Source organism: Clostridium sp. LBM24168 (genome assembly GCF_052953915.1).
Window position 1 is genome coordinate 2,792,454 of the sequence record NZ_CP196861.1, and the last position, 13,685, is coordinate 2,806,138.

General features: G+C 34.2%; 9 protein-coding genes, 4 tRNA genes, 1 rRNA gene and 1 other annotated feature. All 14 genes read right to left on the reverse strand.

What is annotated here, in order from left to right:
• Window positions 1–144: 144 nt before the first annotated feature.
• Window positions 145–221, reverse strand: a tRNA-Ile gene (locus tag ACSVC9_RS13875).
• A gap of 9 nt (window positions 222–230) precedes the next feature.
• A tRNA-Ala gene (locus ACSVC9_RS13880) sits at window positions 231–306 on the reverse strand.
• Window positions 307–560: 254 nt separating this feature from the next.
• Window positions 561–2,069, reverse strand: a 16S ribosomal RNA gene (locus ACSVC9_RS13885).
• 424 nt (window positions 2,070–2,493) lie between these two features.
• Window positions 2,494–2,569 (reverse strand) — tRNA-Ala (locus tag ACSVC9_RS13890).
• A 3-nt stretch (window positions 2,570–2,572) separates the two neighbouring features.
• Window positions 2,573–2,649, reverse strand: a tRNA-Ile gene (locus ACSVC9_RS13895).
• A 257-nt stretch (window positions 2,650–2,906) separates the two neighbouring features.
• Window positions 2,907–4,286, reverse strand: coding sequence for a UDP-N-acetylmuramoyl-L-alanine--D-glutamate ligase (murD, locus tag ACSVC9_RS13900; RefSeq protein ID WP_446898039.1), 1,380 nt, complete (start codon window positions 4,284–4,286; stop codon window positions 2,907–2,909).
• Between the two features lie 398 nt (window positions 4,287–4,684).
• The gene (locus ACSVC9_RS13905; RefSeq protein ID WP_446898040.1) at window positions 4,685–6,070 is read right to left on the reverse strand and encodes a glycine--tRNA ligase; all 1,386 of its coding nucleotides are present in this window, start codon (window positions 6,068–6,070) and stop codon (window positions 4,685–4,687) included.
• A 76-nt stretch (window positions 6,071–6,146) separates the two neighbouring features.
• Window positions 6,147–6,314: a binding site (T-box leader), on the reverse strand.
• Between the two features lie 26 nt (window positions 6,315–6,340).
• The gene (gene lysS, locus ACSVC9_RS13910) at window positions 6,341–7,843 is read right to left on the reverse strand and encodes a lysine--tRNA ligase (RefSeq protein WP_446898041.1); all 1,503 of its coding nucleotides are present in this window, start codon (window positions 7,841–7,843) and stop codon (window positions 6,341–6,343) included.
• A gap of 17 nt (window positions 7,844–7,860) precedes the next feature.
• Window positions 7,861–8,340, reverse strand: a complete 480-nt coding sequence (greA, locus tag ACSVC9_RS13915) for a transcription elongation factor GreA (RefSeq protein WP_446898042.1) — start codon at window positions 8,338–8,340, stop codon at window positions 7,861–7,863.
• 102 nt (window positions 8,341–8,442) lie between these two features.
• Window positions 8,443–9,267 (reverse strand): hypothetical protein, encoded by an 825-nt coding sequence (locus ACSVC9_RS13920; RefSeq protein WP_446898043.1) that lies wholly within the window; start codon window positions 9,265–9,267, stop codon window positions 8,443–8,445.
• A gap of 61 nt (window positions 9,268–9,328) precedes the next feature.
• Window positions 9,329–10,294, reverse strand: a complete 966-nt coding sequence (gene dusB / locus ACSVC9_RS13925) for a tRNA dihydrouridine synthase DusB (RefSeq protein ID WP_446898044.1) — start codon at window positions 10,292–10,294, stop codon at window positions 9,329–9,331.
• Entirely contained in the window at window positions 10,285–11,082 is a 798-nt protein-coding gene (locus ACSVC9_RS13930) for a type III pantothenate kinase (protein WP_446898045.1), read from the reverse strand. The genes dusB and ACSVC9_RS13930 overlap by 10 nt, the downstream gene beginning before the upstream one ends.
• 178 nt (window positions 11,083–11,260) lie before the next feature.
• Window positions 11,261–11,650: a thioesterase family protein gene (locus ACSVC9_RS13935; protein WP_446898046.1), complete on the reverse strand. Its 390-nt coding sequence runs from the start codon at window positions 11,648–11,650 to the stop codon at window positions 11,261–11,263.
• 158 nt (window positions 11,651–11,808) lie between these two features.
• Entirely contained in the window at window positions 11,809–13,611 is a 1,803-nt protein-coding gene (gene ftsH / locus ACSVC9_RS13940) for an ATP-dependent zinc metalloprotease FtsH (protein WP_446898047.1), read from the reverse strand.
• Between the last annotated feature and the right edge of the window lie 74 nt (window positions 13,612–13,685).

Consider the following 13,685-nt stretch of genomic DNA (forward strand, 5'->3'; position numbering starts at 1 on the left):
CTCACTCAAGCCTTTCCTCGAACTGCTTGCTACTATTAATTTTCCACATATATCTACAAAGGTTATTTCTAACCTCAGCTTTACTTTAAATATGAAGTCTTTCGACTTCTATTTTTCTTACTGTGCAATTTTCAAAGAACAAAATGGTGGGCTTAAATGGACTCGAACCATCGACCTCACGCTTATCAGGCGTGCGCTCTAACCAGCTGAGCTATAAGCCCTTACATAATTGGTGGAGATAAAGAGATTCGAACTCTTGACCCTCTGCGTGCAAGGCAGATGCTCTCCCAGCTGAGCTATACCCCCAAACCTATAATCAACTTTTAAATTAACATCTTTTGAAGAATTATAATCCTTCAAAATTAAACAGAATAAAAATTGCTATTAACTTCGCATCTTTTCGTCAAAACCACTCACTGCGGTGCTCATTTACACAGGTAAACTCTGCTCCTCATTCGCGTTTTTCCTCAATCTGCTTGTTACTATCAATTTTTACAAGTTACTAATTCAAACAAACTACCAACATTTTGAAACAGTATTACTGTTTCATTTCTCCTTAGAAAGGAGGTGATCCAGCCGCAGGTTCTCCTACGGCTACCTTGTTACGACTTCACCCCAATCACTAACCCCACCTTCGGCCGCGCCCTCCTAAGTTAGGCTACGGACTTCGGGTGTTGCCAGCTCTCATGGTGTGACGGGCGGTGTGTACAAGGCCCGGGAACGTATTCACCGCGACATGCTGATTCGCGATTACTAGCAACTCCAGCTTCATGCAGGCGGGTTTCAGCCTGCAATCCGAACTGGGAACAGTTTTTGAGTTTCGCTCCACCTCGCGGTATTGCTTCTCTTTGTTCTGCCCATTGTAGCACGTGTGTCGCCCTGGACATAAGGGGCATGATGATTTGACGTCATCCCCACCTTCCTCCGCGTTAACCGCGGCAGTCTCGTTAGAGTGCTCATCTTAATGTTAGCAACTAACAACAAGGGTTGCGCTCGTTGCAGGACTTAACCTAACATCTCACGACACGAGCTGACGACAACCATGCACCACCTGTCTCCCTGCCCCGAAGGGCTTCGCCTGTCTCCAGGCTATGCAGGGGATGTCAAGTCCAGGTAAGGTTCTTCGCGTTGCTTCGAATTAAACCACATGCTCCGCTGCTTGTGCGGGCCCCCGTCAATTCCTTTGAGTTTTAATCTTGCGATCGTACTTCCCAGGCGGAGTACTTATTGTGTTTACTGCGGCACAGAAGGGGTCGATACCTCCTACACCTAGTACTCATCGTTTACGGCATGGACTACCAGGGTATCTAATCCTGTTTGCTACCCACGCTTTCGTGCCTCAGCGTCAGTTACAGTCCAGAGAACCGCCTTCGCCACTGGTGTTCTTCCTAATCTCTACGCATTTCACCGCTACACTAGGAATTCCGTTCTCCTCTCCTGCACTCCAGATATCCAGTTTGAAATGCAGCACCCAGGTTAAGCCCGGGTATTTCACATCTCACTTAAACATCCGCCTACGCACCCTTTACGCCCAGTAAATCCGGACAACGCTCGCCACCTACGTATTACCGCGGCTGCTGGCACGTAGTTAGCCGTGGCTTCCTCCTCTGGTACCGTCATTATCGTCCCAGAAGACAGGGCTTTACAATCCGAAGACCTTCATCACCCACGCGGCGTTGCTGCATCAGGCTTTCGCCCATTGTGCAATATTCCCCACTGCTGCCTCCCGTAGGAGTCTGGACCGTATCTCAGTTCCAATGTGGCCGATCACCCTCTCAGGTCGGCTACGCATCGTTGCCTTGGTAGGCTTCTACCCCACCAACTAGCTAATGCGCCGCGGGTCCATCTCAAAGCGGATTTCTCCTTTCATCCAGAATTCATGCGATTTCTGGTATTATGCGGTATTAATCTCCCTTTCGGGAGGCTATCCCCCTCTTTGAGGCAGGTTACCCACGTGTTACTCACCCGTCCGCCGCTAAGTTGCCCCCGAAGGGGTTCCTTCGCTCGACTTGCATGTGTTAGGCACGCCGCCAGCGTTCGTCCTGAGCCAGGATCAAACTCTCAATTTAAAAGTTTGTCTCTACTCATTTACTTCATTGCTGCATCTCTGCAGCCCAAAAGAATTGCTGGTTTATTTCTTCAAGTTTTCACTTGTTTCTTATTCTGTTTAATTTTCAAGGATCATCTTATTCAAATCAACAACTCGTTTATATTAACACATTACATTAAATATGTCAATACTTATTTTATACATAATTTAATATATAATGGTTAATTTCTACTGTTATTCCCAAAATGACAAGTGATATTTTATCATCAATAAACAAACTATTTTATAATTCGACATAGATATATACAAATTTAATCTTTATTTTCTCTATAAATCTTCCTATCTCTGCATTTATCATATAATGATACACGTGGAATAGTTGTAAGGTATATCTTGTTCATATAAAAAAAAACCATAATCAAAATGATTTATGGTTTTATCAATGGTGGAGATAAAGAGATTCGAACTCTTGACCCTCTGCGTGCAAGGCAGATGCTCTCCCAGCTGAGCTATACCCCCATATGGTGGACCTTCAGGGACTCGAACCCCAGACCTACCGGTTATGAGCCGGTTGCTCTAACCAACTGAGCTAAAGATCCTAATTTAAAGTCTGACAATCAATTACATTCCAACGGATTTCTCTTCTATAATATTAAAACAATAACAGTTAACTTACCTGCTCAAAATAAAAAATCACGTTGTATTCACACCATCCTTGCCAGATAGTTTCATATATATTCCTCTTTACTACAGTTTATTATTATACTTTCTTTTTTTCAAACTGTCAACACTTTTTTCATACACACGGATTATTGATTTTATGAATTTAATCCATGTGTATGTATGAAAGATAACTTTATTTTAGATTTCTCACTAAATCTTTAAATTTATTTCCCCTGACCTCAAAATTTTCAAACATGTCAAAGCTAGCACATGCAGGTGAAAGAGTAACAATGTCACCATTAATGGCTACCTGTTTAGCTTTCACTACAGCTTCCTCAAGTGAATTAACAACAACTATTGGGACTTCAACTTTTTTTGATATCTTTAAGTTTTCAAATGCTTTCATTATTTTATCTTTTGTTGCACCAAGTAAAATAAGCATCTTTATTTTAGAATATCCTTCTTCTGCAAGTATATCAAAAGGAATTTTTTTATCATATCCTCCTGCTATAAGTATAACAGGTTTTTCAAAAGCCTTGAGCCCTGCCAAAGTCCTTGTAGGACTTGATGCTATGGAATCATTATAATATTTAACACCATTTAATTCTCTTATAAATTCACATCTATGTTCCACTCCTTCAAAAGTAGTGGCAATTTTCCTCATACTACAGGTGGACACATCATCCTTTACAGCACAAAATGCGGTTAATAGGTTAGCTACATTATGCATGCCCCTCAATTTAATCTCATCAAGCTTACATACTTCATTATTATCAATATACAATGCACCGTTCTTTAGATATCCCCCAGATTTAAGTTCTTCCTTAATGCTAAATTGCCTTACTCTTCCTAATGCTTCTTTTACCATATCATTGGTATAATCATTATCTTTATTCAATACTACTAAATCTTTTTCTTTTTGATGTTTGAATATATTTTTCTTAGCATCCACATATTCATTCATATTTTTGTGTATATCCAGATGATTTGGACTTATATTTGTAACTACAGCTACTTGTGGAGAAACTTTCATAGTCATAAGCTGAAAGCTGGAAAGCTCCATTACAACCTTATCATTTTTATTTATCTTCTCTATTTTATCAAAAAGAGGAGTTCCTATATTTCCACCAATCCAGCTTTTATAACCTTCTTCTTTCAACATATTATATATAAGCGTAGTTGTAGTTGTCTTGCCATCGCTTCCTGTAACTCCAAATATTTTAGCTGAGCAATATTTAACAAATTCCTCAACTTCAGAAGTTATATATGCACCACTATTTTCTGCTCTAATAAGTGCCGGACTATCTATTCTCATTGATGGAGTTTTAAATATCATATCAAAGTCATTTAGATTATTTAAATAATTATCTCCTAATATAAGCTTAACTCCCTTATTCTCTAACACCTTTACAATATTCCCTAATTGTTTTTCAGTCTTTTTATCAAAAGCACTTACTTGTGCATCAAGTCTCAATAAAAAGTCTATTAAAGGCCTATTACTAATTCCTATGCCTACTACAGCAACTTTTTTATTTTTTATAAATTGTTTAAAACTATCAAAATTATTTCTCATCAAAAAACCTCCACAATAAACTGTCTATTAATCTTTACCAATCAATTATATCACTTATAATATCACACTGTGATAATTTTTTTTTAGAGTTTCAATGTTACAATATAGTAGTTTATGACAAATAAAATCGAAATTGTACGAAAATATTAAATTTATTGACTTTACTTTTTCTATTGAAAATTATTCATTCTGTATGATATACTATAAACATGCCGTAAGGAAACATTAATATAATTCCCCAAGTTTTAATTAAACATATAACATATCCCCATAATTAAACCCTAATTAACCGGATGCTTAAACATCCGGTTAATTTTTTATTCATATCTTGCTATTAAAAATAAAAAGCATGAAGTTATTTTCTTTACACTACATGCTTTTATTCTAGAAATATTAAATTAGAAATGTGTCTTTTCCTTTAAAAATTTATTAAGTTCTTCTATTTTTACCCTAAACTGCTTCATAGTATCTCTATCTCTTATTGTAACAGTATTATCCTCAAGAGTATCAAAATCAACAGTTATGCAATAAGGAGTGCCTATTTCATCTTCTCTCCTATATCTCTTGCCAATACTTCCTGCTTCATCGTAATCTACATTAAATTCTTCTCTCAATAAATCATATACTTTTAAAGCATGTTCAGATAGTTTCTTACTTAAAGGAAGCACCGCAGCTTTAAATGGGGCTATGGCCGGATGAAAATGCATAACTGTCCTTATGTCCCCTCCCTCAAGCTCTTCTTCATCATATGCATCAACCAAAAATGCCAATACCGCTCTATCTGCTCCAACTGATGGTTCTATACAGTAAGGAATATATTTTTCATGAGTTGTCGGATCCAGATAATTCATATCCTTTCCCGAATAGTTTTGATGTTGTTTCAAATCATAATCTGTCCTGTCTGCAATTCCCCATAATTCTCCCCATCCAAATGGGAATAGATATTCTATATCAGAAGTTGCACTACTGTAATGAGAAAGTTCTTCTTTTTCATGATCTCTGAATCTTATATTATCCTTATTTAATCCTAAATTAATCAGGAAATTCCAGCAGTATTCCTTCCAGTAACTATGCCATTCCAAATCAGTTCCTGGTTTACAGAAAAATTCCAGTTCCATCTGTTCAAATTCCCTGGTTCTAAAAGTAAAATTCCCAGGGGTTATTTCATTTCTAAAAGATTTTCCTATTTGTGCTATTCCAAAAGGTATTTTCCTTCTGCTTGTTCTCTGAACATTTTTAAAGTTTACAAATATTCCCTGTGCAGTTTCCGGTCTTAAATATATTTCTGATTTAGAATCTTCCGTTACCCCTTGATATGTTTTGAACATAAGATTAAACTGCCTTATATCTGTAAAATTGCTCTTTCCACAATTAGGACAAGCTATTCCATTATCCTTTATATACTTTTCAAGCTTTTCATTACTCCATCCATCTGCGCTAGCTTTTTCAACTCCCTGAGATGTCATATGCTCTTCAACTAATTTATCTGCTCTAAATCTTGATTTACAGTCTTTACAGTCCATAAGGGGATCTGAAAAGTTTCCTACATGCCCAGAAGCTACCCATACCTCATTATTCATAAGTATGGCACAATCTATTCCTACATTATACTTACTCTCATGGACAAATTTCTGCCACCATGCTTTTTTTACATTATTTTTGAGTTCAACTCCAATTGGTCCATAATCCCAAGTATTTGCAAGTCCTCCATATATGTCTGATCCAGGATATACAAATCCCCTATTCTTTGCTAAAGCAACAACTTTATCCATATTCTTTTCCATATGCTAATCTCCTTTTGTAATTTTATTATTAGTAATTATTTATACATCTTTTTAAAACATAAAAAAAGAGCCTAGCTAAAGGGACGAATTTATTATCCGCGGTTCCACCCTTTTTAGCATATGCTCATCTTTGAATATAAACAGTTTAAAAGTTCCTTTCGCAATGGAATTTCAGCTGTTTTCCACCAAACACAGCCTCTCTTTTGATATCCTCATCACTACTAATCTTCATCATTACTGCAATATTAAATTATAAATTTAATTCTACTATTAAAGTGGCTTCATAGTAGGAAACAATATAACATCTCTTATTGAAGAGGAATTAGTCAAAAACATTATAAGTCTATCTACACCTATTCCTAATCCACCCGTTGGTGGCATTCCAATTTCAAGAGCATTTATAAAATCATCATCCATCATATACGCTTCATCATCACCTAGTTCTCTTTCTCTCAGCTGCTGCATAAATCTTTCCTTCTGAACTATAGGATCATTCAGTTCAGAATAAGCATTACATATTTCTCTTCCATATATAAATCCTTCAAATCTTTCTGTGAATTTGTCATTTCCTCTTTTTTTCTTGGTAAGAGGAGATACCTCAACTGGATAATCTAGTACAAAAGTTGGTTGAATAAACTTTTCTTCACAGAATTCTTCAAATATCATATCTAATATATATCCTTTTGTACAATCCTTCAATTCCTTTTTGAGCTGGATATTTTTTTCCCTCGCAATTTGCTGTGCTTCTGCATCATCTTTTATTTCATTAAAGTCTATATCCGTAAATTTCTTTACTGCATCAACCATGGTAATCCTGTTCCATGGAGGTTTAAAATCTATTTCCTTGTCTTCATAGACAACCTTAGTAGTACCAAGAACTTTATTACATATATAAGCCACCATATTTTCTGTAATTTCCATCATATCATTATAATCAGCAAATGCCTCATATAATTCTATAGACGTATACTCAGGATTATGTCTTATGTCCATTCCTTCATTTCTAAAATTCTTGCCTATTTCATAGACTTTTTCAAATCCACCTACAATTAATCTCTTTAGATACAATTCAGTTGCAATTCTAAGATACATATCCATATCCAGTGTATTATGATGGGTTATAAATGGTTTAGCTGCTGCTCCTCCTGCTATTGTAGACAATATAGGAGTTTCTACTTCAATAAAATCTTTATTATCTAAAAACTCCCTAATCGCCCTAATTATAGCAGTTCTTTTCATAAATGTATCTCTCACATCTTGATTTATTATTAAATCAACATACCTTTGTCTATATTTTAAATCTGGATCTTTTAATCCATGCCATTTTTCTGGTAAAGGTCTTAATGATTTACAAACCAATTTAAAATCCTCAATGTGGATTGTTACTTCACCAGTCTTTGTTTTAAAAACTCTTCCTGTTATTGATAAAATATCACCTATATCATAAGTCTTGTATTCCTTTAAATTTTCTTCCCCTACATCATCTATCTTTATATAAAGCTGTATCTTACCATACCTATCATATAGATCTGAAAAACCAGCCTTACCATGTACCCGTTTTGACATTAGCCTGCCTGCAACAGTAACAATTTTACCCTCAAGGTCATCATAATTATCTTTTATCTGTTGCGAAGTATGAGTTCTATCAACCTTATACACATCAAAAGGATCCTTACCTTTATCCTGCAATTGTTTAAATTTATCTATTCTTTCCATTACAAGTGAATTAAATTTTTTTTCTAGTTTATTAAAATTGTCCTTATCATTTGCCATTAAATCTTATCCTCCAATTATCTTCCTATACTGAGTATTTTGTATTTGCTGAGTCCATCTGGGATTTGAACTTCCACTATATCTCCTATTTTTTTTCCTAAAAGACTTCTACCAACAGGTGATTCATTTGATATTTTATTATTAATTGGATCTGCTTCTGCAGATCCAACAATAGTATATTGAGCTTCTTCATCAAAATCATAATCTTTAATTTTTACAGTTGAACCTACACTTACTACATCTAATGGAATTTCGTTCTCATCCACTATAGTAACATTTTTCAACATATTTTCAAGTTGTACTATTCTTCCTTCCGTAAACGCCTGATCGTTTTTGGCATCATCATATTCTGAATTTTCACTTAAGTCTCCAAAAGAAAGTGCAGATTTAATCTTTTCTGTTATCTCCTTTCTTTTAACAGTCCTTAGATATTCAAGTTCATCTTCAAGTTTTTTTACTCCACTATAAGTCATTACATATTTATTTATATTGCTCATTCATCTTCTCCCCTTCAAAATTTTATAAAATCATACCCCTTTAATTTTTATAATTAATAATTATTGAAGTTATTATAAGACAGCCTTATTTTTATGTCAACATCAAAGGTTAATTATATCTTCATTATATTTTATATCATTTAGGAATACACCATTATACTTTAAAGATTTTTCTATGTCTTTTTCATCCATCTGACCCAATATAGAACCCAAAATTTCAAAACACATTTCTCCTTTTTCAAAATTCCATGGAATTTTATAATTGACGTCATTGATATTGATTACATCTTTATAAACTTCCATAGGGCTATTGCAAACATACCATACACATGAATTTTTATTAAAAATTATATCCTTGGATGTTATAATAAAATCTGCAATTTCAAAAGAAAATTTTTGATCTGACGTAACTACCGGCGATATTCCGTAATTTGCAATTATATATTCCATTATTTTATTTATTTTATGCATGTTTTCTGAAAGAAGTACAATAAATTTTGCATGCTTCGCAAAAAAACATATAGTATTAAAAAGAATATCATCAGCAGCATCATATATTACTATACAACTGCTTCTTATATTTTTTTTCATATTCCTAAGTACCATTTGTGTACTTTTACAAATACTATATGCCATAAGTTTTCTTTGAAAGTTATTATAAAAATTATAATCTAGATGTCTATAGATCTTAGGCGCTAATTTTAAATTTTTACATCTACATTTTTTCTCGGCCCTCAGTAAATTATTGCGGTATGAAATTTCATTTATATTGGGAGGTAACACAATATTTGTTATTGTTAAATCAAGGTCTTTTATAAAATATTTCCTTTTAACTCTTATCTTAAATCTGTCTTTAATCCTGGTAACAACACTTTTACTACTGTACATTTTATCTGAATAAGCATTGGCATATAAAATTGGTTTCATATAACATCTCTATAAATTACTTACATAATATATTATTACTATAATTAAATTAACATTACTGCTATAATAAAGATTTTCTATATATATTCAAAATTTCAATAACATTTTCAGTATCCTTTTCATAGTTTATCTTATCTTTTATTTCTTTGCTACCCTTGATCCCCTTTAAATACCAGCCAATATGTTTCCTCATTTCCAATAAGGCTTTTTTATTGCCTTTATAATATACAGCTCTCCTATAATGTTTAAGACACATATCTATTTTTTCAGTATTCGTTGGATATTCAACCTCTATTTTTGATCTCTTCTGCTGTATTTGTTTAAATATCCATGGATTTCCCAATGCACCTCTCCCAATCATAATTCCATCACATTTAGAGATATTTAATTTACTTTCTGCTTCCTGAGCAGTCATTATATCTCCATTCCCTATAACTGGAACATTTACCCCTTTTTTAACCTGACTTATAATGTCCCAATCTGCTTCACCTGTGTACATCTGTTTACTAGTCCTACCATGGACTGTTATTGCATCCGCACCTGCCTGTTCCATTCTCTTAGCAAAATCTATTGCATTTATATGTTCAAAATCAAACCCAATTCTCATTTTTACTGTAACCGGCTTTAAGGAAGCTCTTTTGACCTCTTTAACTATGGCCTCTGCAAGTTCTGGATCTTTCATAAGTGCAGATCCATCCCCACTTTTTACTATTTTAGGTGCAGGACAACCCATGTTTATATCTATTATACATATATTACTAATCCTATTAAAATAATCACAAGTGCGAGCCATTATAGAAGGATCGCTACCAAATATCTGAACAGCAGCTGGTGATTCCTTTTCTGATATGATAAACATATTCTTAGTTCTCTCGCTTCCATAAAATAGAGCCTTTGAACTTACCATTTCCGTATATGTAAGACCACACCCCTGTTCCCTGCACAATTCCCTAAAAGCAATATCTGTAACACCCGCCATAGGAGCTAAAAATACATTATTTTTAATTTGCAGATTGCCTATTTGCATTTGAGTATATGCTCCCTATTTTTATAATATATTATCCTAAGTCCTGTAAGAGTTAATATTGGATCTATTATATCTATAGATCTGGATTCTTCATTTATAAGTTTTGCAAGTCCTCCAGTAGCTATAACAAGTGGTTCTTTCTCACCATAGTCCATCATTTCTTCCTTCATTTTTTTTATTATGTATTCAACCTGTCCTACATATCCATATATTATTCCTGCCTGTATACTTGTAACAGTATTTTTACATATAATATTTTTAGGTTTTAACAGTTCAACTTTAGGAAGTTTTGCTGCTTTTTCAAATAATGCATCTGAGGATATTTGAACCCCAGGGCAAATGGTTCCTCCTAAATAATTTCCATCTTTTGTAAGGGCACAAAAAGTAGTTGCAGTGCCAAAATCTATTATAATAGAAGCTCGCCTATATATCTCATGTGCTGCAACTGCATTTACTATCCTATCAGCACCCACCTCTCTTGGATTATCATATTTTACGTTTATCCCAGTTTTTACTCCTGGTCCAACTACAATAGGATTAACTTTGAAATATTTTATTATCATATGCTCTAGAGAATACATTATATTTGGAACAACAGAAGATATTATTGCACCTTTGATATCCAATGGATTTAAATTGTTTCTGAGAAAAAGCTGTGTGACTTGGATACCATATTCGTCCGCTGTTCTTTTTGAATCTGTAGATAATCTCCATACGGATACTAAATCATTATCATCATAAATTCCAATAACAATATTAGTATTTCCTACATCTAAAACTAAAATCATAAGGTAACACCACCTTTAGCAAAACTAAATTAAGAATATATCATTTGAGATTACATAATTAAAGAGCAGCTCTAAAGCTGCCCTAATTACAACACTGTCAATTAATAACTTAATTGTATCAATAAAATTTTATTTGTCAAGAGCTCCATAACATATACACAATATGTTAAAATTTTATTTAATTGTTCTTTGCTTTCTCCATAAAATCCTTGGAATTTACTATATATCTTATATGTGAGCCTTTTCCTATAATACCCTTATCATCACTTGCCTCCACATCAAAGAACAATTTCTTTCTATCAACTTTTGTAAGAATAGCTTTACATTTTATATTTGCTCCAACTGGGGATGCCTTAATATGTTTCACATTCATATTAATACCGACAGTAGTATATCCTTCCGGAAGTTCCTCTATTACTGAACTGCTTGCTGCATTTTCCATAAGAGCTATCATGGATGGTGTCGCATAAACTTCTAAAAGACCTGAACCCATTTTTGTTGCTGTATCATTTTCTGTAACTTTCATTTCCTTAACAGCTGATATTCCCTCTCTTAAATTAAATTCCATTTAATAACCTCACTTCCTTCAATAAATATTTACAATCTGTAAGCTACTAATTATTTAATTCTTAACATACTTTAATAGTACTAAAAATCATTTTACTTTTCAAGTAGAACAACATATAAAAAATCCACTTTATAGTATATTACCATAAAGTGGATTTTTTAAGCTTCATTAAATATCCTCAAAAATTCATCCGCATCTATCTTTTCTTTTTCTATTAATTTACTTGCTATAGCATGCAATTTATTTATATTTTCGGTTAGAAGTTTTTCAGCTTCATTGTAACTGTCATCAATCAATTTTCTTATTTCTTTGTCTATTTCAAATGCTACTTCTTCACTAAAATTTCTTCCTTTACCTAAATCTCTACCCAAAAATACCTCATCATGTCCTGATCCAAACGCTATAGGCCCAAGATCACTCATTCCATAATCCATTACCATCTTTCTAGCAATAGTTGTCGCTCTTTCAATATCATTTTTAGCTCCTGTACTTATATCTCCTATTACAAGTTTTTCAGCCACTCTTCCTCCAAGAAGTCCTACAATTTCTTCTTCTAGCTTAGTTCTTGACATATAAGATCTATCTTTTTCCGGAAGATGCATAGTATATCCACCAGCCATTCCTCTCGGTATTATACTTATCTCATGAACTGGATCAGCCGTTGGAAGTAACTGCATAACTACTGCATGACCTGCCTCATGATATGCTGTAAGCTTTTTATCGTCATCATCAATTACCCTACTCTTTTTTTCAGGACCTGCAACTACTCTTGTTACCGCTTCTTCTAATTCTTCCATTCCAATTAAATTTTTATTTTTCCTAACTGCGAGAAGTGCCGATTCATTCATTAAATTTTCCAGATCTGCACCCGTAAATCCTGGTGTTCTCTTGGCTAATACATCTAGCTTAACTTCATCTGATAAATGCTTATTTCTCGAGTGAACCTTAAGTATTTCTTCTCTGCCCTTTACATCTGGTGCTCCTACCAGTATTTGTCTATCAAATCGTCCTGGTCTCAACAGGGCAGGATCCAATATATCAGGTCTGTTTGTGGCTGCTATCATGATTATTCCTTGATTCTGACCAAAACCATCCATTTCAACTAAAAGCTGATTTAAAGTCTGTTCCCTTTCATCATGTCCACCGCCAAGTCCTGCTCCTCTTTGTCTTCCCACTGCATCTATTTCATCAATAAATACTATGCAAGGTGAATTCTTTTTTGCCTGTTCAAATAAATCCCTTACTCTAGAAGCACCTACGCCAACAAACATCTCTACAAAATCAGAGCCTGATATGCTAAAGAATGGTACTCCTGCCTCACCAGATATGGCTTTTGCAAGTAATGTTTTACCCGTTCCAGGAGGTCCTACGAGCAAAACTCCCTTAGGTATTCTAGCACCCATCTCTATGTATCTTTTAGGTTGTTTCAAGAAGTCAACAATTTCTGCAAGTTCCTGTTTTTCTTCGTCTGCTCCAGCTACATCTTTAAATGTAACTTTCTTTTTATCTGGTGTAGCCATCTTGGCACGACTTTTGCCAAAATTCATAACACCCCGGTTACCTCCACCGCCTTGAGATTGTTGCATAAACATAAACCAAAAAGCTACCAATACCAATATTAATAGAACTGTAGGTAAGTACTGTACCCACATAGGGATTGTAGCTGGTTTAACATACATTTCCTTAACCTGGCCATCTTTAGGATGCTGACCTATGAACTGGAATAACCTTTCAGATGGTACTATTGTCTCATATTGGGTACCATTCTTTAAGCTTCCCTGTACTGTCATTTTATCTTCTCTAAGTTGAAAACTTTTTATATTGTTATTTAACCAATCTTTTTGAAAATCGTTAAAACTAATAGCCGTCAAACTCTGATTAGTCCTTACAAGCAGTAGTGCTGCGAGAATTACAAATACAAAAATTACCACCCAGGCCGTTGCACTTGAAAATTTCTTCATTAAAGGCCCCCCTCTCTTTGTAGTTTTACACTGTAAAATTGTATCATAAGCAAATTCCCTTTACAATAAATTTT